Here is a 22,170-nt window from a genome sequence, read left to right on the forward strand (position 1 = left end):
GACCGCTACGGCGCCGAGTGGCGCACGACCAGTTCGGTGGGCAGCACGACCGGCGCTTCGGGTACGGGCGTGCCACCGAGGTGGGAGAGCAGCAGCCGTGCGGCCGTCTCGCCCATCCGCCGGGCGGGCTGGCGCACGGTGGTCAGTGGTGGTTCGGTGTGCTCGGCCATCGGGATGTCGTCGAAGCCGACCACGGCGATGTCGTCCGGCACGGAGCGTCCGGCGGCGCGCAGGGCCCGCAGCACGCCCGCCGCGCTGATGTCGTTGTGCGCGAAGACGGAGTCGAACCCGGCGCCGGAGGCGATGAGTTGTTCCACGGCCAGCCGTCCGCTGCGTTCGGTGAAGTCCCCGTGCACGACGAGATCGGTGGGCAGGACGGCACGGAATCCGTCGAGCCGGTCGCGTACGCAGCCGAAGTGCTGGGGGCCGGTGATGACCAGGGGTCTGGTGCGTCCGGCGGCCAGCAGGTGCCGGGCCGCGGACGCGCCTCCTTCGCGGTTGGTGGTCACGACGGAGGGGAATTCGGGGTGGTGGCCGCGGTCGTCGATCAGCACGATCGGCAGGCCGCCGCGGTGCAGTGCGGTGAGGTGGTCGAGGGTGTTCTCGGGTTCGACCACCAGGAGTCCGTCGAAGGCGCGTGCCGACACCTGGCCGGTGAAGCGCCGTACGGACTCGGCGCCGCGGTTGCAGGTGAAGAGCAGCAGCCCGTAGTCGGCGGCCTCGACGGTGTCCACGACGCCCTGGAGCACTTCGCCCATCCACGGCCAGGTGAGCGAGGGCACCAGCATGCCGACCGTGCGGCTGCTGCCGCGGGCCAGTCCGACGGCGCCCGAGCTGGGTACGTAGCCGAGCTGTGCGATCACTTCACGAACGCGGGCGGCCGTGGAACCGCCCACCTCGCCCTTGGCGTTGACGACCCGTGACACGGTCGTCTTGCTGACGCCGGCCTCGCGGGCGACATCGGCGATGGTGACACGCATCGGGGCCTCCGGGACAAGGCATGGCGGACAGCTGGAACCGGTACCGCAACCGGTTCCGGAACCGGTACCGGCGTTGCGGCGTGAGTTAACCCCGCCGGAAGAGTGCCGTCAATACTTCACACCGACATTGGTCCGTACCCATCTCCCGTACGAGCAGGGCATGTTGTGCGTTCAGCTTCTGAACGCGGCCGTCGCTCGTCCCCGTGGCCGGCGCGCCCGCCATGACGGCCTTCGGCCGGCCCGGGTTCCATGATTCACATCACGCGCGAGGGCCAGAACCACGGCTCGCGCGATCAGCATCCTCGATCCCGTCAACTACGTTCGCCCGCAAAGGAGTCCCATGAATCGCCGTCGCGTTTCCGCCGCCGTACTGCTCGGCTCCGCCGCCATCGCGCTGACCACCGCCTGCGGCCCGGAGGAGTCCGGCGCGGCAGCCACCGGCTCCGGCCCGGCCTCCTCGGCGGGCGGCTCCACGGCCGAGGTGCCGGCCGGCTCCGCCACCACCGCCTCCGACACCGGTTCCCGGCCGGCCTCGGCCCCGGCCGCGAAGGGCACCACGGGCGGGAAGACCGGCTCCGGCGACAAGCCCTGCTTCCACCCGGAGGGCTACGACCACTTCCTCGAACTGGCGTCCGCCGAGGTCGACCAGGGCGACACCCGGGTGAACTTCACCGAGGTCAGCTGCACCTACGACCCCGCCGACGAGCAGAACGTCACGTACACCGCCGTCCGCAAGGGCTCGGCCCTGATCCACGCCGGCACCGAGGTCCAGGTGGTCGGCGACACCGGGAACCCGCGCACCGTCCCGGCCGGCTGGCTGGTGGACCACAAGCCGCCCAACACCCCGTACTTCTACTACCGGGCCGACGCCCAGGGCCGGATCACCGCGATGCAGGAGATCTACCACCCCTGACCGCGGCCCGGGGCCGGGCCCTCCCCGGCCCCGCCCGGCCCGCGCCGGCTACTCCGTCGGCTCGACCCCCGCCCGCAGCAGCCCATAGGTGTACGCGTCCTCCAGCGCCTGCCAGGACGCGGCGATGACGTTCTCGGCGACGCCGACCGTCGCCCAGTCACCGGTGCCGTCGCCGGTGGTGATGAGGACTCGGGTGGTGGACTCGGTGCCGGTGCGGCCTTCGAGGATGCGGACCTTGTAGTCGATCAGCTCCAGCTTGGCGAGCTGCGGGTAGATCCGTTCCAGGGCGACGCGGAGCGCCCGGTCGAGGGCGTTGACGGGGCCGTTGCCCTCGGCGGTGGCGACGATCCGCTCGCCCTTGGCCCAGAGCTTCACGGTGGCCTCGTTGGCATGCGTGCCGTCGGGGCGGTCCTCGACGATGGCGCGCCAGGACTCGGTGCGGAAGTAGCGGCGTACCCGGCCCTCGGCCTCGGCCCGCAGCAGCAGTTCGAAGGAGGCGTCGGCGGCCTCGTAGGTGTAGCCCTTGAGCTCGCGCTCCTTGACCCGCTCGACGACCCGGCCGACCAGCGCCCGGTCGCCGCCGAGGTCGATGCCGAGCTCCTTGCCCTTGAGCTCGATGGAGGCGCGGCCGGCCATGTCGGAGACCAGCATCCGCATGGTGTTGCCGACCAGGGCCGGGTCGATGTGCTGGTAGAGGTCGGGGTCGACCTTGATCGCGGAGGCGTGCAGTCCGGCCTTGTGGGCGAAGGCGGAAACACCCACATAGGGCTGGTGGGTGGAGGGGGTCAGGTTGACGACCTCGGCGATGGCGTGCGAGACCCGGGTCATGTCGGCGAGCGCGCCCTCGGGCAGGACGGTCTTGCCGTACTTGAGTTCCAGGGCGGCGACCACCGGGAAGAGGTTGGCGTTGCCGACGCGTTCGCCGTAGCCGTTGGCGGTGCACTGGACGTGGGTGGCGCCCGCGTCGACGGCGGCGAGGGTGTTGGCGACGGCGCAGCCGGTGTCGTCCTGGGCGTGGATGCCGAGCCGGGCGCCGGTGTCGGCGAGGACGGTGGCGACGACGGCCTGGACCTGGGCGGGGAGCATGCCGCCGTTGGTGTCGCAGAGGATGACGACATCGGCGCCGGCCTCGGAGGCGGCGCGCACCACGGCCTTGGCGTACTCGGGGTTGGCGCGGTAGCCGTCGAAGAAGTGCTCGCAGTCCACGAAGACCCGGCGGCCCTGTTCGCGGAGGTAGGAGACGGTGTCGACGACCATCTCCAGGTTCTCTTCGAGGGTGGTGCGCAGCGCGAGTTCCACATGGCGGTCGTGGGACTTGGCGACCAGGGTGATCACCGGAGCGCCGGACTCCAGCAGCGCCTTGACCTGGGGGTCCTCGGCGGCCTTGCCACCGGCCCGGCGGGTCGCGCCGAAGGCGACCAGCTCGGCGTTCTTGAACTCGATCTCCTGCTGGGCGCGGGCGAAGAACTCGGTGTCGCGGGGGTTGGCGCCGGGCCAGCCGCCCTCGATGAAGCCCACGCCGAAGTTGTCCAGGTGCCGGGCAATGGTGAGCTTGTCCGCGACCGTCAGGTTGATGCCTTCACGCTGGGCCCCGTCGCGCAGTGTGGTGTCGAAGACATGGAAACTGTCGTCGGTGGCCTTGGCCTTGGTGGTCATGCTGGTCTGACTCCTGTCGGATGAGCGGATCCGGACGATCTGGCTCCACTTGCCCCCATCATCCCGCGTGCGCCTCGCGCCGGCCGAGGTGAGGGCCGGAAAACGAAAAAACCCCTCGCGGGTGCGAGAGGTCTGCGCGCGGGTCTGGGGCACGGTGGCCGTGCCGCACGTGGTGGTGCGGGACGGTCACTGCGGACCGGCGCGCCTGCTGCCGATAATCATGGCGTTCGAGGGCACGGAAGCAGTCTTGCACAGGGCCGCCTCCGTGCCCCGCCCCGTCTCAGGATGCGGGCGTGACGCTCGTCGCCCCGGACCGCTCCGCGCTCTCCCGGTCCGCGTCCTCGGCACCGACCCGGCCCAGGTCGATGTCCCGGGTCTCGCGCATGGTCAGGTAGACGACCAGGGAGACCGCCGCGCAGCCCGCCACGTACCAGTAGAAGCCGGACTCGATGCCCGCCTTCTTGAACCAGAGCGCCACGTACTCGGCGGTGCCGCCGAAGAGCGCGTTGGCGATGGCGTACGGAAGGGCGACGCCCAGGGCGCGAATGCCGGTCGGGAAGAGTTCCGCCTTCACACAGGCGTTGATGGAGGTGTACCCGGTGACGACGACCAGGGCGAGCAGCGCCAGGCCGAACGCGGGCCAGAACGTGCCCGCGTGCTTGAGCATCGTCATGATCGGCACGGTCAGGAACGTGGAGCCGACGGCGAAGGTGATCAGCAGCGGGCGGCGGCCGATCCGGTCGGAGAGCATGCCGGCCAGCGGCTGGATGCACATGAAGACGAACAGGGCGCAGAAGCTGACGAGCGAGGCGGTGGGCTTGGCCATCCCGGCGCTGGTGGAGAGGAACTTGGAGAGGTACGTCGTGTACGTGTAGTACGCGACGGTCCCGCCCATGGTCAGCGCCATCACCAGGAACGCCTCGCGCTTGTGCCGCCACAGCGCCTTCAGCGTCCCGCGGTCGTCCTGGTCGGCGGCGCCGGACTCCGCGTACACCTCGGTCTCCAGCATCGAGCGGCGCAGATAGAAGACGATCGCGGCGCCGAGCGCGCCGACGATGAACGGGATGCGCCAGCCCCAGCTGTGCAGGGCCGCCTCGGACATGTTGCGCTGGAGGACGATCTGGAGGCCGAGGCCGACCAGCTGTCCCGCGGTCATGGACACGTACTGGAAGCTGGAGGCGAAGCCGCGCCGGTCGGGGGCGGACGCCTCGGTGAGGTAGGTGGCGCTGGCGGCGTACTCGCCGCCGACGGACAGCCCCTGGAGCAGCCGGGCCACCAGCAGGACCGCGACCCCGCCGTACCCCGCGACGTCGTACGTCGGCGCGATGGCGATGAGGATCGCGGAGGCCGACATCAGCGTGACGGTGAGGGTGAGCGCCGCCTTGCGGCCCCGGCGGTCACCGATCCGGCCGAGCAGCCAGCCGCCGACCGGCCGCATGAAGAAGCCGACGGCGAAGATGCCCATGGTGTTCATGAGATTGGCGGTCTCATTGCCTTCGGGGAAGAACGAATCCGCGAAGTAGACCGCGAAGGTCGCGTACACGAACCAGTCGAACCACTCGACCATGTTGCCGGCCGAACCGACCCAGATTTTCTTCCACTGCTCTCGTCCCATGGTCCGTCACCGTGCCCGAACAGCCGGGACCGTAACAAGGGCGAAATGCGCAACGATCGCGCGTACTTACGTGCGTTTCGTTCACGGCGGTTCGGCCGCTACCCGATGGCGAGTGACTCCTCGATGAACTCCCTCACCTGTACGAGTACCTGGGAACGTCCGGTGCCGGGGAGGCCGACCGCGACATGGACGCTGAAGCCGTCGAGCAGGGCGCGCAGCCGGGTGGCGAACCGCCCGGCGTCGACCGGCCGGAACTCCCCGGCCGCCGCGCCCCCCTCCAGCAGGGCCACCAGGTCGCGGTGCCAGGCGTCCTCGATGGCGGCCTGCCGGGCGCGGGCGTCGTCGTCCGCGTTCTGCGAGCGGTTCCACACCTCCAGCCAGAGCGTCCAGTGCGGATCGCGGGGGCCGTCGGGCAGGTACAGCTCGATGTACCCGTCCAGCCGCCCGCGGGCCGTCTCGGGCCCCGCCAGCAGGGCCCGCCGCTCCGCGCCGAGCCGCCCCTCGCTCCACTCCAGGGTCTGGAGCAGCAGCTCGTCCTTGGTGCGGAAGTAGTAGAGGAGGTGTCCGCTGCTCATGCCGACCTCGCGGCCGAGCCCGGCCATGGTGAGGCCGTCGAGCCCCCGTTCGGCGATGGTCGCCATGGCGGCGGCCAGCAGTTCCTCACGGGGCGGGGCGGTGTTGCGACGGCGTGGCGCGGGGGGCACGGTTCAGACCTTCGGCTGCTGCTGCGTGATGCAGTGGATGCCTCCACCGCCGGCAAAGATCGTACGTGCGTCGACGAGGGTCACCGTACGGTCGGGGAAGAGTTCGCCGAAGACGGCCGCCGCTTCCTTGTCGCGCGGGTCGTCGAAGGCGCAGAGGACCACACCGCCGTTGCAGAGGTAGTGGTTGATGTAGGAGTAGTCGACCCACTCCCCGTCGGCCTTCAGCACGGTGGGCGCCAGGACCTCGACGACGTCCAGGGAGCGGCCCCTGGCGTCGGTGGCCCCGCGCAGGATGCGCACGGTCTCGCGGGTGATCTCGTGGTCGGGGTGGGCCGGGTCCGGCTGGACATGGGCGACGACGGTGCCGGGGCGGGCGAAGGCGGCGACGATGTCGACATGGCCGAGGGTGCCGTACGTGCCGTAGTCGCCGGACAGTCCGCGCGGCAGCCAGATGGCCTTCTCGGTGCCGAGCCGGGCGTGGACCTCGGACTCGACCTGCTCGCGGGTCCAGTCGGGGTTGCGCTCCTTGCCGAGCTGGACGGTCTCGGTGAGCAGTACGGTGCCCTCGCCGTCCACGTGGATGGCGCCGCCCTCGTTGACCAGCCGGGAGCTCTGCACGGGTACGCCGGCCAGCTCGGCGACGGAGCGGGCGATGTGCTGGTCGTGCTCCCAGCGGGCCCAGCCCTGGGCGCCCCAGCCGTTGAACGTCCAGTCGACGGCGGCCAACCGGTTCCCGTCGGTGACGAAGGTGGGGCCGATGTCCCGCATCCAGGCGTCGTCGAGCGGGCGGACGGCAAGCTCGACGTCCGGGCCGAGGAGCGCGCGGGCGCCGTCCTCCTGGCCGGGTCCGACCACCATCGTGACGGGTTCGAAGCGGCGGACCGCGCGGGCGACGGTGGCCCAGGCGGCGCGGGCCTCCTCCAGCTCGGCGTCGGTGTCGAAGGTGGGGTTGGGGCCCGGCCAGGCCATCCAGGTGCGTTCGTGCGGGGCCCACTCGGGCGGCATGCGGAAGGTCACTGCGGTGTCCTTAGAAGAACTAGAGGAAGTAGAGGCGGTTGAGGGAGACGGAGTCGGCGGGCTCGGAGCGCAGCGGGTCGCCGTCCAGGGTGACCAGACCGCTGTGGGCGTCCACGGCGACCTCTCCGGTACGGGAGTTGTGGACGAGGTCGCCGGGGCCGATGCCGCGGGTGCCGCGCACGCCGACGCGGCGGCGCCGGGTGGGCATCGAGTCGGCGCCGAGCTGGGTCGCCGCCTGCGAGACGAAGGCCACCGAGAGGTCGGCGGCGGTGGCCCCGTACGCCCCGAACTGCGGGCCCAGGACAAGGGGTTCGCAGGTGTCGGTGGCGGCGTTCGGGTCGCCCGTGACGCCGTAGGCGGGGAAGCCGGACTTCAGCACGAGCTGCGGCTTCGCACCGAAGAACTCGGGGCGCCACAGCACGATGTCGGCCATCTTGCCGGTCTCGATGGAGCCGATCTCGTGCGAGAGGCCGTGGGCGATGGCGGGGTTGATGGTGAGCTTGGCGATGTAGCGCAGCACCCGGGCGTTGTCGTCCGCGGGGCCGTCGCCCTCCATCGGGCCCAGCTCGGCCTTCATCTTCCCGGCCATCGCGAAGGTGCGGCGCACCGTCTCACCGGCCCGCCCCATGCCCTGCGCGTCGGACGAGGTGATGCCGATGGCGCCCAGGTCGTGCAGGACGTCCTCGGCGCCCATCGTCCCGGCGCGGATCCGGTCACGGGCCATGGCGGCGTCGCCCGGCAGGTCCGTCTTCAGGTCGTGTACGGAGACGATCATCCCGTAATGCTCGGCGACGGCGTCCCGGCCGAAGGGGAGCGTCGGGTTGGTGGACGAGCCGATGACGTTCTCGACGCCCGCCATCTTCAGGACGTTGGGGACGTGTCCGCCGCCGCAGCCCTCGATGTGGAAGGCGTGGATCGTGCGGCCCTCCAGGACGCGCAGGGTGTCCTCCACCGACAGGCACTCGTTCAGCCCGTCGCTGTGCAGGGCGACCTGGACGTCGTGCTCCTCGGCGACCCGCAGCGCGGTGTCCAGGGCCCGGGTGTGCGCGCCCATGTCCTCGTGGACCTTGAAGCCGCAGGCCCCGCCCTCGGCGAGCGCCTCGACCAGCGGGGCCTGGTGGGAGGACGAACCGCGGCCCAGGAAGCCGATGTTGACCGGCCAGGCGTCGAAGGAGTTGAAGGCGTGGCGCAACGCCCAGGGCGAGTTGACGCCGACGCCCCAGACCGGGCCGAACTCCTGGCCGATGATCGTGGTGACACCGGAGGCGAGCGAGGCCTCCATGATCCGGGGCGAGAGCAGATGGACATGCGTGTCGACGGCGCCCGCCGTCGCGATCATCCCCTCGCCGGAGACGATGGTGGTGCCCGTGCCGACGACGACGTCCACACCGTCCAGGGTGTCGGGGTTGCCGGCCCGGCCGATCGACGCGATCCGGCCCTCGCGGATGCCGATGGACACCTTGCGGATGCCCTGCACGGCGTCGATGACCAGCACATTGCTGATGACGACGTCACAGGTGTCGCGGACCGCGGCGGCCTTGAGGTGCAGCCCGTCGCGGGCGGTCTTGCCGAAGCCGGCGAGGAACTCCTCGCCGTACTCCTGTGCGTCGGACTCGACGCGGACGGTCAGCCCGGAGTCGCCGAGCCGGACCCGGTCCCCGGCGCGCGGGCCGTGGACGGAGGCGTACTCGTACGGATCGATGCTCATCGCTCAGCTCCCAGATATCCACAGGCCGCGGCGCGCCGCAGGGCCTCCTCGCGCGCGCCGGGCGCGTCCAGCGGGCCGTCGACCAGGCCCGCGAAGCCGATCGCGATGCGCTCGCCGCCGATCGGGACGAGCCCCACCTCGACGGTTTCGCCGGGCCCGAACCGGACGGAGGACCCGGCGGGGACGCAGAGCCGCATCCCGTAGGCGTCCGCGCGGGCGAAGTCGAGCCGGGGGTTGGCCTCGAAGAAGTGGAAGTGCGAGGTCACGGAGACCGGCACGGTCGCGGTGTTGTGGACGGTCAGCCGCACCGCGGGCTCCGGCTCGGGCGTGGCGGGCCCGGGGACGACGGCCCCGGGGGCCTCGTCGCCCAGCCCGTCGCCCAGCGGCCGGGAGACCACGGCGAGCCGGGAGCCGTCGTCGAAGACGGCCTCCACATGGACTTCGGTGACGACGTCGGCGACGCCCGGCAGCACGTCGTCGGGGCCGAGCACGGACCGCGCCGCCTCGATGGCCTCGGCGAGCCGGCGCCCGTCCCGGGCGGCCTCGCAGACCGTGTCCGCGATCAGCGCGGTCGCCTCGGGGACGTTGAGCTTCAGCCCCCGGGCGCGGCGGGCCCGGGCCAGTTCGGCGGCGCCGAAGAGCAGCAGCCGGTCACGTTCCGTCGGAGTCAGTCGCACGTCTCCACACCTCTCGGTTAGAGCAGCACTCTAACTCACGGTTAGAGCGGCACTCTAAGGATGTGAGAGGGCACACTCCGGAAAGCTGGCGGACGTGCCCGGGCGCATACGAAAGCCGCGCCCGGCGGTCGTCGGCTCCCGCGAGGTCCCGCCGGTGCCGGCCCGGCTCAGTCGCGGCGGATGAGCTCCGGATCGATACGGCGCCCGACCAAGGGCCAGGTGCCCACCGTCGCGAGCACGAGGACGCCGGCCATGGCGGCCACCAGCAGGGGGACCCCCGCGCCGTCCCAGAAGATCTCGCCACCGCCCGTGATCAGGTAGGCGGACTCGGCGGCCTTGCCTGCCACCAGCGCGAGAACGAGACCGATGGCGAGCGGCAGGAGCACCTGTGTGCACTGGACCAGCCGCAGGGTGCGCGCCCGGGCTCCGAGCAGGGAGAGCGCCGTCACCTGCGGGCGGCGTTCCACGGCCCGGTCGGTGACGGAGACAAGGAACGCCGCGACGCCGATGACCAGACCCATCACCATGCCGAGCGCGAGCAGTGTCTCGATGACGGTGATCTGCTGGAGACCGTCGATGTTGATGCCGGCCGGGTCGACGTCGGCGGTCGGTGCGATGGCGCCGATACGGTCGAGGACCGCGCGCACACTCGCGGGGTCGGAAGCGCCGGCGAGGACGAGCCTGCCGGAGACCGGCTTCGCGTGCGCCGGGAGCGCCGAGGGGGGTACGAGCAGGCCGGGACTGGGCATGTTGGTGACATCGAAGCCGTCGAACAGCACGGTGGCGCGCGGCACTTCGACCTTCAGTGAGGTCTGCCGCCCAGCCGCCGTCAGGAGGAAGGTGGAGGTGGTGAGCGGCTGATCCGAGACCTGCGGGTCGCTGAGGCGGAGCACCTCGCCCTCGACGCAGCCCTCGGCGTGCCGAACCAGCTTCGCGAACTGGGCGCAGGTGGCGACCAGAGCCGGGGCCTGCGCGTCGGACGCGGCATCGGGATCCGTCCGCGGCTCCATGACGAGGGCGTGCGCGGCCACGCCGGGAATGTCGCGCAGTCGCCGCTGCTGGTCCTCGGTGAGCCGGGACTGCGACAGGCTGTACTCCTGCGACGGCGAGTCGTTGTGGGTGATCTGGCGTTCCTCCACCAGGACGCCCTGGGCGAGCGACGCGGAGAAGACCAGCAGGACCAGGCCGGTGACCACACGCATGGCACTGCCGGGTTCGACTTCGTTGCGCCGCATGGCCATGCTGAGCGCGAGACTGCCCGACCGGGCGAGCCGCCTGGCCAGCGTGTACGAGAGCAGCGGCATCACCATGACGAGTCCGGCCCCGGTAAGCAGCACGCCCGCGGGAACCAGGAGGGAGTTCATACCGGTGCTCTGCGCCGGGTGGTCGGTGAAACCGGTCGCGCAGTATCCGGCGACGAGGCCGAGCCCGGCAATGAGCAGGAGGCCGCCCCAGAGGCGGGGCGCGCGCGGCGCCGCGGTGCGCCGGGTACTGAGCGGGTCGGCCGCCGCCGTGCGGGCACTGGCCCGGCCGACGAACCAGGCGAGGGCCGGACAGCCGATCAGACAGACGGCGATGGTGGAGGCGGACAGCGAACCGTCGTCCGGATACCACTTGAGGCCGGGCAGTCCGGTCCTGGCCATGATCTGGTTGAGCACCCAGAACTCACCGAGACCGAGTGCGGCACCGAAGAGCGCCGCGACCACGGTCTCCGCCGCGTTGACGCGTTGCGTGCCCCTGCGGCTGAGGCCGAGCAGACGCAAGGCCGCGAGGCGCCGGTTGCGGCTGGCCGCCGAGAGCTTGGCGCAGACGGAGAGGAAGACGGCCAGGGGCAGCAGGACGAGCGCGGCGAGCGTGAAGCGCAGGATGTCGAGGGTGGAGGCTTCGACGGCCGTGGTGGGGGGATGCTCGGAACCGAAGCTCTTCAACACGCGTGCCTCGGGGCCGAGTCGATCCCTGCTGGTGCCGACGTAGGCGTACAGCTCGTTGGGATCGGTCAGACCGGCAGGCCCGATCAGGCCCTCTTCCCGGCCGGGCAGCAGTCCCCTCAGTCCGGGCTCGCGCCGAAGCTGATCGCGCAGCGCGGGAGAGACGAACACCTCGCCGGGGCCCGGCAGCGCGCTCAGGCCGGGTGGCGGCTCCGGGGTGTCGTCCGTGCCGCGCGCGACGAAGACACGACTGAACGGCTTGGAGCCGTGCGGGTCGGAGCGCTGGAGCACGAGAGTGGGCTGCCCGGCCTTCTTGCCCACGAAGACTTGGGGTTCCCGGTCGGCGGATCGGCCGTCGTGGGCGTCGAGGATCGCCGGGATCGTGAGGACGAGTGCGAGGCAGCACACCCCGAGCGACCCGCCCAGCAGCATCAGCAGGAATCGCGCCCGGTTGCCGCGCCCGGATCCGAACAGCAGCCGAAGGCCGAGGCTGAACTCCCTCATGATTACCGGCCTTTCGGATCGAGTACGCCGTCGGCCATCGTGTAGCGCCGGTCGGCTCGGGCGGCGACCGCCGGGTCGTGGGTGACCAGGAGGACGGCGGTGCCCTGCGAGCGGGCCAGCTCCAGGAATTCCTGCAGGACGGTGGCCGCGTTGGCACTGTCCAGCGAGCCGGTCGGTTCGTCGGCGAAGATGACGGCCGGCCGGTGCACGAGCGCCCGTGCCACGGCCACGCGCTGGCTCTGGCCGCCGGACACCTGTGAGGGACGCCGCTCGCGCAACTCGGCCATGCCGAGGCGGTCGAGTACCTCGGCAGCCGCCTGGAGTGCCGGACGCTTGCGCTGTCCGGCGAGTCTGAGCGGCAGGGCGGTGTTCTCCTCGATGGTCAGCTCGGGGAGCAGTTCGCCGTACTGGAAGACGAAACCGAATCGCTCGCGGCGCAGCGTGCTGATGTCCTCGTCGTCGAGTTCGTCGTACGCGCGGCCCTCGAACCGCACCTGTCCGCGGACGGGCGGCAGCACCCCCGCGAGGCAGTACAGGAGCGAGGACTTGCCGGATCCGCTGGCGCCGGTGATGGCCGCGATCTCGCCGCGGGCCAGGGACAGATGGACGTCCCGGACGGCGAGCGTGGGGCCGTAGGAGAGGTCGACTCCCTTGGCGCTGAGCACTTCTGACGTACTGATCGCTTCCCCCAAGAGGCGAAAGGCCCGGGGCGAAGCCCCGGGCCGGTGGTGTGCGGGTCGGCCGACTACCGCTTGTAGTGCTTGGTCACCGAGCAATTGTCCGGGTGGAACGAGCCGCGGTCACGACAGGCACGGATCCAGGCGTCGCTGGTGTACCGGGCAGCACCGTCGTACGTGTAGTAGTCCTTGTGGACGGTCTTCTTCTGCTTGCCGTTGTAGCGGTTCCAGCTGTAGCCCTCGACCTTGACCTGGACATAGACGTTGTGACCATCGCCCGCGGAGGTGTCCTGGAGATCACCCTTCCAGTGGAAGGCTCCGTACTTGGCGCCGGGCGCCTCGAACTTGTAGTAGCCATTCTTGAACTTGACACCGGAACTCGACAGGGTCGGGATCTTGTGCCACGAGGCGGCGGCTTGGACATTTCCATTCGCACTTGCGAAAGAGACTCCCGCGCCCGCGACAAAGAGTCCGGTGGCGAGCACGCCGACGGCCAGCTTTCGATTCACTGTGTTCTCCCCGTTTACGATGATCCGTTCGCGTTGGATCGCGAACTCCGGCACACTAACACGGCAGATCTATGGGGCAGTTGGATTTTTGACGAGCCGATGCGAGACGGAGTTTCACTCTGTCGCCGCTCTGTGCGGGCTCGGCAATCATTGCGCGAACACCCCGCTTGACCCGCTCGAACCGTCTAGCGTGGGACACAGGAAGGTATGCAACTGCACAGCAATGCCAGGAATGATCCAAGGCCCCGCCACCCCGCCCCGTCCCACGGAGCGCTCCTGCCACCGGGCAGCGGTGCCGTCCGGCAGGAGGCAGCCGACGGTGCGCACGCATGACGCGCGAAGGCCGCGCCCGGCGAACAGCCGGGCGCGGCCTTCGTACGTGCAGGGTCTGGACCGAGGCATCCCGTCCGGACCTCCGCGACCCGCGACAACGCGGTGAGCCGGCGTGCGTGCCGGACCCCGGCCATGATCCGCCGGACAGGCTCTCAGCCCAGGGGGTGCATCCAGCCGTGGGTGTCCTCGGCGACGCCGCGCTGGATGTCCAGCAGGCGCTCGCGCAGCTTCATCGTGACCTGGCCGGGCGTGCCGTCGCCCTGGACCCACTCGCCGCCCTCGGACTTGACGGTGCCGACGGGGGTGATGACGGCGGCGGTGCCGCAGGCGAAGACCTCGGTGAGGGTGCCGTTCGCGGTGTCGTCGCGCCACTGGTCGATGGAGACGCGGCCCTCCTCGGACTCGTAGCCGAGGTCGCGGGCGACCTTGAGCAGCGAGTCACGGGTGACGCCGGCGAGCAGCGAGCCGGTCAGGGCCGGGGTGACGATCTTGTTCCCGTACACGAAGTACAGGTTCATGCCGCCGAGCTCCTCGACCCACTTGTGCTCGACCGCGTCGAGGTAGGCGACCTGGTCGCAGCCCTTCTCGGCGGCCTCGGCCTGGGCGAGCAGCGACGCGGCGTAGTTGCCGCCGGTCTTGGCGTCGCCCATGCCGCCGGGGACGGCGCGCACCCGGTTCTCGGAGAGCCAGATGGAGACCGGCTTCACACCGCCGGGGAAGTACGCGCCGGCGGGCGAGGCGATCACCAGGAACAGGTACTCGTTGGCGGGCCGCACGCCGAGACCGACCTCGGTCGCGATCATGAACGGGCGCAGGTAGAGGGACTCCTCGCCGCCGTGCGCCGGAACCCAGGCCTCGTCCTGCTTGACCAGCGCGTCACAGGCCGCGATGAACGTCTCGACGGGCAGCTCCGGCATGGCCAGCCGGCGGGCGGATGCCTGGAAGCGCTTGGCGTTGGCCTCGGGGCGGAAGGTGGCGACCGAGCCGTCGGGCTGGCGGTAGGCCTTGAGGCCCTCGAAGATCTCCTGCCCGTAGTGCAGGGTCATGTTGGCGGGGTCGAGCGAAAGCGGCGCGTACGGCACGAGCTGGGCGTCGTGCCAGCCTCGGCCCTCGGTCCACCTGATCGTCACCATGTGATCGGTGAAGCGGCGGCCGAATCCGGGATTGACCATGCTCGCCTCGCGCTCCGCGTCGGACAGTGGGTTCGAGGAGGGCTTGAGCTCGATCGTGGGCGTCGTCATGAGTGCGTGTCCTTCACCGTTGTGTGTGTTGGACCGCGCTCACGCCGCTCCTGCCAGACAGGTGCTAGGACGTCCGAGTTTTGTTGCGAGCCACGGCCCCGTTCGATTATCGCTCCCGGGCGGCCGTGCACGAAACGACGCGTGTGCGGTCCAGTGGTCGATGGTGGCACCCGGGGCCGCACAAGGTGAAGCCGCCGGGTGCGGTGGTTGCCCGGCGGCTTCGAAACGGAGTCGTCGGGTCAGTCCGCTACGCGTACCGCGAGCACGTCGCCGATCTGGTCGGTCGTACGGCTCGTGGCACCGTCGCGCTCCGCGAGGTCGGCGGAGACGGCATCCTCGATGCGCACGGCCTCGGCCTCGTAGCCGAGGTGGCGCAGCAGGAGGGCGACGGAGAGGACCGTGGCGGTCGGGTCGGCCTTGCCCTGGCCCGCGATGTCGGGGGCGGAGCCGTGGACCGGTTCGAACATCGACGGGAAGGTGCCCGTCGGGTTGATGTTGCCGGAGGCGGCCAGGCCGATACCGCCGGTCACGGCGGCGGCGAGGTCGGTGAGGATGTCGCCGAAGAGGTTGTCGGTGACGATGACGTCGAAGCGCTCCGGCTGGGTGACGAAGAAGATCGTCGCGGCGTCGACGTGCAGATAGTCGGTGGTGACCTCGGGGTACTCGGTCGCGACCTTGTCGAAGATGTTCTTCCACATGTGGCCCGCGTACACGAGGACGTTGTTCTTGTGCACCAGCGTCAGCTTCTTGCGCGGGCGGGCGTTCGCCCGCTCGAACGCGTCCCGGACGACGCGCTCGACGCCGTACGCGGTGTTGACGCTGACCTCGGTGGCGACCTCGGCCGGCGTACCGGTGCGCAGCGAGCCGCCGTTGCCGGTGTACGGGCCCTCGGTGCCCTCGCGGACGACGACGAAGTCGATGTCCGGGCGGCCGACCAGCGGGGTCGCGGTGTTCGGGAACAGCTTCGACGGCCGCAGGTTGATGAAGTGGTCGAAGGCGAACCGCAGCTTCAGCAGGAGCCCGCGCTCCAGGACGCCCGACGGCACGGAGGGGTCACCGATCGCGCCGAGCAGGATGGCGTCGTGCCCCTTGAGGGCTTCGAGCTCCGCGTCCGGGAGGGTTTCACCGGTGCGGTGCCACCGCTGGGCGCCAAGGTCGTACTCCTTGGTCTCCAGCTTCACGTCCTGCGGGAGAACAGCGTTGAGGACCTTGAGGCCCTGGGCCACGACCTCCTGGCCGATACCGTCACCGGGGATCACTGCGAGATTGATGCTGCGAGACATGTCCGCACCCTACTGCGCGTCCCACCCCATGACACGTCACGTCCACCATACGGACACATGGGGAGCTGTACGTGTACCGTTCACCTATCTGACGGTACGGCGTCGGGCGGCGGGTGGATGTTCTGGTCCATGGACATCCCCCGTTTCGGAATCCCCGAGAAACTCGCCGGCCGCATGAGCATGGCCGAGCAGCACGACTGTCTGCGCACCCGGCTGACCCGGCGCGGCGTGCTGCGTACGGGCGTGGCGACCGCGGCGGTCGCCGGTGCCGGGCTCGGCACCTCGCCCGCGTACGCCGCCCCCACCGTGCTCACCTCGCACCACAGCTCCACCCGGGTGGACGGTTCGCTGGTGGCGCCGTTCGGCCGGCATCTGGCGTACGGCGCGGACCCGAAGACCCGGATGGCGGTCTCCTGGCAGGTCCCGTTCGCCGTGCGGCGGCCGTACATCCGGATCGGCCACAAGCCGTGGGCGCTGAGCCGCCGGATCGACGCCGAGGTCCGCCACCTGACCACCCCGGAGCTGAACGGGGGCAGGATCGCGGCCGCCGAGCAGTTCTACGTGCACGCGAGTCTGGAGCGGCTGCAGCCCGGCACGACGTACTACTACGGCGTCGGCCACGACGGCTTCGACCCCGCCGACACCCGCAACCTGGGCACGCTCGGCACCTTCACCACCGCGCCCGCGCGCGCCGAGGCGTTCACCTTCACCGCCTTCGGCGACCAGGGCGTCAGCTACCACGCGCTGGGCAACGACCAGCTGATCCTGGGCCAGAACCCGGCGTTCCACCTGCACGCGGGCGACATCTGCTACGCCGACCCGTCCGGCTCCGGGCAGAGCACCGACACCTACGACGCCCGCACCTGGGACCAGTTCCTGGCGCAGACGGAGACCGTGTCGAAGACCGTGCCGTGGATGGTGACCACCGGCAACCACGACATGGAGGCCTGGTACTCGCCGGACGGCTACGGCGGCCAGAACGCCCGCTGGACGCTGCCCGACAACGGCCCGGACCCGGTGAACCAGCCCGGCGCCTACTCGTTCGTGCACGGCAATGTGGGGGTCGTCGCCCTCGACGCCAATGACGTCTCGTACGAGATCCCGGCCAACTTCGGGATCAGCGACGGCCGGCAGACCCGCTGGCTGGACCGGCGCCTCGGTGAGCTGCGGGCCCGTCACGACATCGACTTCGTCGTGGTCTTCTTCCACCACTGCGCCTTCTCCACCACCAACGCGCACGCCTCCGACGGCGGGGTGCGCGACGCGTGGGTGCCGCTCTTCGAGAAGCACCAGGTGGACCTGGTCATCAACGGCCACAACCACGTCTACGAGCGCACCGACGCGATCCTGAACAACGCCGTCCGGCGCAGGGTGCCGATCGGCGAGCGCACCGACCCGACGCGGGACGGCATCGTGTACGTCACCGCGGGCGGCGCGGGCAAGGCGCTGTACGACTTCCCGGTGCCGGACACCTACGAGGGCCATGTCGCGGACCGGGAGAGCGTGGACACGTACCACGTGGTCAAGGGCGGCGGAAAGGCCGCCGAGACCGTGGAGTGGTCCCGGGTGCGCTACACCGGCTTCTCGTTCCTGGCGGTGGAGGTGCAGCCCGGCCGGCACGCCCGGATGAAGGTCACCGCGCTCGCCGAGTCGGGCGAGCGCATCGACCACTTCGAGATCAGCCGGGGCTGACCGTCCGCCGGGCCGGTCCGTCGACCGGCCCGTTCAGCCGGTCTCAGTGGCCCGTGGAGCCGCCGTTGTCCCTGCGGTCGAGGGCGCGCTGGAGGGCGGCGGCGGCGTTCCGGCGCTCCGACTCGGTCGGGCGGTGGGTGTGACGGACACGGCGGGCAGTCGTCTGGACCATGATGGATCGACTCCTTGAGATCGCGAGGATTTCGAGATCGAAAATCGTGAAGATGATTTCGAGATCGGGATTTCGAGGCGCCGGAAGGGGCGGGGAGCGGGCGCCGCAGGGGTTGCCTGCACAAGGGCGCGCACTCACGACCGCCAGTCGCTGGATCTAGCGAGACGTTCGGCTCCTACAAAGCTAGGGCAGCTCGGCCGGTCTGTCTCCACAATTACTCGGACTTCCTACTATCTGAGACGGAGGTTTACCCCCGGCCGTCCCCGGATTCCGGACGAGGGCCCGGACGACAGGACATCGCCCCTGCTCAGACGGGGTGACACGGCCCCCGGGCCGCCTCGTCGGGGCGGGTGTCGCTCACGTCACGTCCCCGTCCCGCCAGTCGAAGACCAGCGTCCCGGAGCCGGTGGGCAGCCCGCGCCCGGCCGCGCCGCGGACATAGGTGCTGCCCTCCTCGCCCGGCAGCCGCTCCACCCCGTACCGCGCCTGCACCGCGATCCGCCCCGGCCACACCCGCCAGCCGCGCCCGGCGTACAGCGCGGCCCCGGCGGCCGACGCGGACAGCGCGCCGAAGGCGTACGCCCCGTCGACGACCTTCTCCAGCTCGGCCATGATCCGCCCGCCGAGCCCTTCCCGGCGCCGGTCCGCGCGGACCGCCACGGCCTCCACGTAGCCGATCCGGTACGAGCGGCCCAGGTGGACCACCCGGCGCTGGATGACGCTGCCGTGCGCCAGCAGACCGCTGCCGTCGCGTATCCACGCGTGGATGCCGCCGAGGCTGTGGTCCCAGTCGTCGTCGCTGAAGTCGCCCTCGAACGCGGTGTCCAGGAGCACGCGGATCTCATCGAGGTCGGCCGGGCCCAGTCGGCAGGTGTGTGCGGTGCGAAGGATCGGCTCAGTCATGTCCCTCAGCATCTCAGCCACCACGGCCGCCGAATACTCAGTGGGCATCTGAGTACCTGCCACGTGTCGAAGGACTGTGCGTCGCACGACAGTTGGACACATGAACGGCCTCTACGCTCTCAAGCCCTGGTACGCGGACCGGCTCTCCGGAGTCCGCGCCTCGCTGGTCCGCCGTGAGGTGTCGCCCGACACCCTCACCGCGGCCGGCGTGGTCTCGGCGGCCGGTGCCGCCGCCGCGCTGGCCTGGCTGCCCGCCGGCCTCGCCGCCCTGCCGGTCGCCGTACTGCTCGCCGCCCGGCTCGCCTTCGCCAACCTGGACGGCGCGCTGGCCCGCGACACCGGCCGGACGACCCGGCGCGGCGCGGTGCTCAACGAGCTCGGCGACCGGGTGGCGGATCTGGTGGTGCTGGCCGGCTTCCTGGCGCTCGCCCCGCTGTGGCTGGTGGCGGTGGCCGGGCTCGCGGCGACCCTGCCGTCCTGGGTGTCGCTGGCCGGGGCGGCTGCGGGCGCGCCCCGGCGCAACGGCGGCCCGGTCGGCAAGACCGAACGCTGCCTGCTGGTCGTGGTCGCGGCGGCGAGCGGCTGGGCGGTACCCGTACTGATCGTGATCGCCGCCGGTTCGCTGCTCACCGCGGTGCTCCGGCTGGCGGGCCTGTGGCGGGAGCTGGCATGAGCGCCGTACTGATCGCGGAGGAAGCTGCGGCGCGGGCCGTGCCGCTGGTCGCGGGGGTGCTGGGGGCGGGCGGTGTCGCCGTCGCCGTACTGCCGTCGAAGGTCCGGATGCGGGCCGAGCTGCGCAAGCGGTGGCGGACCTGGGCGCTGGTGGCGCCGGTCTTCCTGGGGGCGTACTTCCTGGGCGGCGGCGGGACGTTCGCGCTGGCCGCGGGGCTCGGGGTGGTCGCGGCGGGCGAGTTCGCGCGGATGGCCGGGCTGCGCCGCGGCGATCTCGCGGTGCTCGTGACGGCCGCGGTGGCGCTCCCCGCGCTGGCGTGGCTGGCGCCGCGGCTCCTCGACGTCCGGGCGGCGGCGCTGCTGCTGGTCGCGGCCGCGCTGGCGCCGGTGCTCGGCGGGGACGACCGGACCGGCTTCACCCGCACCGCACGCACCGCCTTCGGGCTGCTGTGGATCCCGGTCGCGCTGACCGGTCTGGTGACGCTCGGGGACACGGGGGTCGCGGTGGGTCTCGCGGTGGCGCTCGGCGACGTCGGCGCCTGGTGCGGCGGTACGGCGCTGGGCCGCCGGGGCCCGCTCGCCCGGCCGCTGTCGCCGCTCTCCCCCAACAAGACCTGGGCGGGGGTGCTGGGCGCGGCGGTGGCGACGGCCCTGCTGCTGCTCGTGCTCGGCGAGTTCACGCTCCCGCTGTGGGCCGCGGTGACCGGCGGCTGTGTCCTCGGTGACCTGCTCGAATCGATGGTCAAGCGCGAGTCGGGGGTGAAGGACGCGGGCAGCTGGCTGCCCGGCTTCGGCGGCCTCCTCGACCGGATCGACTCCCTGTTGGTGGCCCTTCTCCTGACGATGGTGATGACATGACCGGCACCCTTGCGCGCATGCCCGGCCGGGTCGCGCCGCCCGCACGTTCCCGGTTCACCGCCGCGCTCCGGCGCGGTCTGTGGTGGGGCGCCCTCAGTCTCACCGGCGGGGTGGAGCGGCGCGGCCGGCTGCCGCGCGGCGGCTGTGTCGTCGTCGCCAACCACTCCTCGCACGCCGACACGGCGGCGCTGCTCGCCGCGCTCGACGCCCGGCACACCCCGGCGATCGGCGCGGCGGCCGACTACTGGTTCGCCTCGCCGTGGCGGCGCCGGATCTGCCGCCGGCTCGCGGCCGGCTTCCCGGTGCGGCGCAGTGGCGGCGGCATGGACGACCTGCTGTCCATGGCGGACGAGCTCCGCTCCGGCCGGGCTGTCGTCCTGTTCCCGGAGGGGACCCGGGGCAAGGACGGCGAGCTGGGCTCCTTCCACCGCGGCGCGCTGGTGCTGGCCGAGCGGGCGGGCGTCCCGGTGGTGCCGGTGGGGATCGCGGGCACGGACCGACTGCTGCCCAAGCACGGCCGGCTGCGCTCGGCGCTGGTGCGGGTGTCGATCGGTGATCCGCTGCCGTCGACGACCGGTCCGCGGGAGGCCCGCGACGCGGTGGTCGCGCTGCACGCACGCACGGTCGCCGAGCCGCTGCGGGACTCCGCGACGCGGCGCCGGGTGGCGTCGGTCGTCACCTCGCGCCGGGGTGTCCCGCTGGCCTTCGGGTGGGCGCTGGCGGAGGCGCTGAGCTGGCCGCTGATGCCGGAGCTGCTGCTGGCCGTGGTCTGTGTGGCGGTGCCGGGGGCGGCGCTGCGGATGTCGCTGGGCGCGCTCGCCGGCAGTCTCGCCGGCGGTCTGCTCGCCCTTCAGCTGGCCTCGGCCGGCGTACATCTGCCCGCCCCGCTGACCACGGACCGGATGCGCGCCGAGGTCCGGGCCGAGCTGGCGCTGGAGGGCGCCTCGGCGGTGCGGCACCAGCCGTGGAACGGCATTCCGTTCAAGGTGTACGGGGCCGAGGCGGGCCGCGCCGGTGTGCCCGCGCTCGACTGGCTCACCGCTTCGGCGACGGCCCGGGGCTCCCGGACGCTCACCGTGGGGCTCGGCTTCGCCGCCTTCGGGCTGCTGATGCGCCGCCACCGCCGCCGGTACGGCCACTATCTGGTCCTGCTGGGCGGCGGGTTCACGGCGGGGCTCTCGATGATCGTCGCGGGCTGGGGCTGAGCGGACACTGACCGACGGGCGCGCCGCTTCTGTCCGAGGACGCTCTGGTCCGGACCAGTCGCCGCGCGCCACACTGCCGGGATGTCCGACACCACAGCCGTACCCCAGCAGTGGACGCCCATCCATGGCGCGCCCTACCAGCCGGTCCCCCACCGCCCCGAACGGATCCCGGCAGACGAGTCGCTCGCACGGGCCGCCCGGCTGCGGGAGGCGATGGGCGGGCGCAGGACCGTGCGCCAGTTCTCGTCCGACCCCGTTCCCGAGCAGGTCGTGAAGGACGCGATCGCCTGTGCCGCGACCGCCCCGTCCGGCGCCCATCAGCAGCCGTGGACCTTCGTCCTGGTCAAGGACCCGCAGGTGCGCGGGCTCATCCGTGAGGCGGCCGAGCACGAGGAGCGGATCAGCTACGACGGCAGGCTCGGCGAGGAGTGGCTGGCGGCGCTGCGCCCGCTGGGCACGGACGCCGTCAAGGCCCACATGACGGACGCCCCGGCCCTGGTCGTGGTCTTCCAGCAGCGGTACTGGGTGGGCGAGGACGGCACCCGGCACAAGCACTACTACGTCGACGAGTCGGTCGGGATCGCCGTCGGGATGCTGCTCTCGGCCCTGCACCTGTCGGGCCTGGCGGCGCTGATCCACACGCCGAGCCCGATGCGGTTCCTGCGCGAGGTGCTGGACCGGCCGGAGAACGAGAAGGCGTTCGCGGTGATTCCGGTCGGGTATCCGGCCGACGACTGCCAGGTGCCCGGCCTGGTACGGAAGTCGCTGGACCAGGTGCTCGTGGAGATCTGAGACGAGACGAATGGAAACCGCCTCCCGGCCGGCAGGGGAACCGGGCGGGAGGCGGAATTCGTGGCGGGGCGCCGGGGGTGGGGGCGCCCCGGGGGAGGAAGGCGGCGGGTGGCCTCGGACCGGATGGCGGA

Annotated in this window: 20 protein-coding genes; 6 read left to right on the forward strand and 14 right to left on the reverse strand. The window is 71.5% G+C overall.

Annotation, left to right across the window (positions count from 1 at the left end; translation table 11 throughout):
- Positions 1 to 5: 5 nt before the first annotated feature.
- Entirely contained in the window at positions 6 to 980 is a 975-nt protein-coding gene (locus tag EES42_RS01035; RefSeq protein WP_124716203.1) for a LacI family DNA-binding transcriptional regulator, read from the reverse strand.
- A 340-nt stretch (positions 981 to 1,320) separates the two neighbouring features.
- Here EES42_RS01035 and EES42_RS01040 point away from each other — a divergent pair, with 340 nt between their 5' ends.
- Complete coding sequence (locus EES42_RS01040; RefSeq protein WP_124716204.1) at positions 1,321 to 1,893, forward strand: hypothetical protein; 573 nt, start codon at positions 1,321 to 1,323, stop codon at positions 1,891 to 1,893.
- 48 nt (positions 1,894 to 1,941) lie between these two features.
- On the opposite strand, the gene cimA is transcribed toward EES42_RS01040, so the two are convergent.
- The 11 genes from cimA to EES42_RS01095 form a co-directional block, all read right to left on the reverse strand.
- Positions 1,942 to 3,549 carry a citramalate synthase gene (gene cimA, locus EES42_RS01045; RefSeq protein WP_124716205.1) on the reverse strand — a complete coding sequence of 536 codons (1,608 nt, stop codon included), beginning with the start codon at positions 3,547 to 3,549 and terminating at the stop codon, positions 1,942 to 1,944.
- A 280-nt stretch (positions 3,550 to 3,829) separates the two neighbouring features.
- Entirely contained in the window at positions 3,830 to 5,164 is a 1,335-nt protein-coding gene (locus EES42_RS01050; RefSeq protein WP_124716206.1) for an MFS transporter, read from the reverse strand.
- A gap of 98 nt (positions 5,165 to 5,262) precedes the next feature.
- A complete protein-coding gene (locus EES42_RS01055; protein ID WP_124716207.1) occupies positions 5,263 to 5,868 on the reverse strand; it encodes a TetR/AcrR family transcriptional regulator in 606 nt (201 codons plus the stop codon).
- Between the two features lie 3 nt (positions 5,869 to 5,871).
- Entirely contained in the window at positions 5,872 to 6,873 is a 1,002-nt protein-coding gene (locus tag EES42_RS01060) for an agmatine deiminase family protein (RefSeq protein ID WP_124717333.1), read from the reverse strand.
- Between the two features lie 31 nt (positions 6,874 to 6,904).
- Entirely contained in the window at positions 6,905 to 8,593 is a 1,689-nt protein-coding gene (locus EES42_RS01065) for an urease subunit alpha (protein WP_206433331.1), read from the reverse strand.
- A complete protein-coding gene (gene ureA, locus EES42_RS01070) occupies positions 8,590 to 9,270 on the reverse strand; it encodes an urease subunit gamma (protein ID WP_124716208.1) in 681 nt (226 codons plus the stop codon). The genes EES42_RS01065 and ureA overlap by 4 nt, the downstream gene beginning before the upstream one ends.
- Positions 9,271 to 9,437: 167 nt before the next feature.
- Complete coding sequence (locus tag EES42_RS01075) at positions 9,438 to 11,702, reverse strand: FtsX-like permease family protein (protein ID WP_124716209.1); 2,265 nt, start codon at positions 11,700 to 11,702, stop codon at positions 9,438 to 9,440.
- A gap of 2 nt (positions 11,703 to 11,704) precedes the next feature.
- Positions 11,705 to 12,367, reverse strand: coding sequence for an ABC transporter ATP-binding protein (locus tag EES42_RS01080; protein ID WP_124716210.1), 663 nt, complete (start codon positions 12,365 to 12,367; stop codon positions 11,705 to 11,707).
- Between the two features lie 80 nt (positions 12,368 to 12,447).
- On the reverse strand, positions 12,448 to 12,888 hold the full coding sequence (locus EES42_RS01085) for a hypothetical protein (protein ID WP_124716211.1): 441 nt from the start codon (positions 12,886 to 12,888) through the stop codon (positions 12,448 to 12,450).
- Positions 12,889 to 13,373: 485 nt separating this feature from the next.
- Positions 13,374 to 14,462: a branched-chain amino acid aminotransferase gene (locus EES42_RS01090; protein WP_124716212.1), complete on the reverse strand. Its 1,089-nt coding sequence runs from the start codon at positions 14,460 to 14,462 to the stop codon at positions 13,374 to 13,376.
- Between the two features lie 239 nt (positions 14,463 to 14,701).
- Positions 14,702 to 15,745, reverse strand: a complete 1,044-nt coding sequence (locus EES42_RS01095; protein WP_124716213.1) for a 3-isopropylmalate dehydrogenase — start codon at positions 15,743 to 15,745, stop codon at positions 14,702 to 14,704.
- 129 nt (positions 15,746 to 15,874) lie between these two features.
- Between EES42_RS01095 and EES42_RS01100 the strand changes: the two genes are divergently transcribed.
- On the forward strand, positions 15,875 to 17,437 hold the full coding sequence (locus tag EES42_RS01100; protein ID WP_124716214.1) for a purple acid phosphatase family protein: 1,563 nt from the start codon (positions 15,875 to 15,877) through the stop codon (positions 17,435 to 17,437).
- Positions 17,438 to 17,480: 43 nt separating this feature from the next.
- Here EES42_RS01100 and EES42_RS47215 read toward each other — a convergent pair whose 3' ends face one another.
- Positions 17,481 to 17,609, reverse strand: a complete 129-nt coding sequence (locus EES42_RS47215; RefSeq protein WP_259934858.1) for a hypothetical protein — start codon at positions 17,607 to 17,609, stop codon at positions 17,481 to 17,483.
- A gap of 357 nt (positions 17,610 to 17,966) precedes the next feature.
- Complete coding sequence (locus tag EES42_RS01105) at positions 17,967 to 18,512, reverse strand: GNAT family N-acetyltransferase (protein ID WP_124716215.1); 546 nt, start codon at positions 18,510 to 18,512, stop codon at positions 17,967 to 17,969.
- A 100-nt stretch (positions 18,513 to 18,612) separates the two neighbouring features.
- On the opposite strand from EES42_RS01105, the gene EES42_RS01110 reads away from it, so the two are divergent.
- The 4 genes from EES42_RS01110 (at position 18,613) to EES42_RS01125 (ending at position 22,039) form a co-directional block, all read left to right on the forward strand.
- Positions 18,613 to 19,185, forward strand: coding sequence for a CDP-alcohol phosphatidyltransferase family protein (locus EES42_RS01110; protein ID WP_124716216.1), 573 nt, complete (start codon positions 18,613 to 18,615; stop codon positions 19,183 to 19,185).
- A complete protein-coding gene (locus EES42_RS01115; protein WP_124716217.1) occupies positions 19,182 to 20,042 on the forward strand; it encodes a phosphatidate cytidylyltransferase in 861 nt (286 codons plus the stop codon). Before EES42_RS01110 ends, EES42_RS01115 begins: the two co-directional genes overlap by 4 nt.
- A gap of 17 nt (positions 20,043 to 20,059) precedes the next feature.
- The gene (locus EES42_RS01120; protein WP_164495183.1) at positions 20,060 to 21,247 is read left to right on the forward strand and encodes a lysophospholipid acyltransferase family protein; all 1,188 of its coding nucleotides are present in this window, start codon (positions 20,060 to 20,062) and stop codon (positions 21,245 to 21,247) included.
- Between the two features lie 81 nt (positions 21,248 to 21,328).
- Positions 21,329 to 22,039, forward strand: coding sequence for a nitroreductase family protein (locus EES42_RS01125; protein WP_124716219.1), 711 nt, complete (start codon positions 21,329 to 21,331; stop codon positions 22,037 to 22,039).
- Positions 22,040 to 22,170: the final 131 nt, after the last annotated feature.

It is taken from the genome of Streptomyces sp. ADI95-17, assembly GCF_003846175.1.
GTDB lineage: Bacteria > Actinomycetota > Actinomycetes > Streptomycetales > Streptomycetaceae > Streptomyces > Streptomyces sanglieri.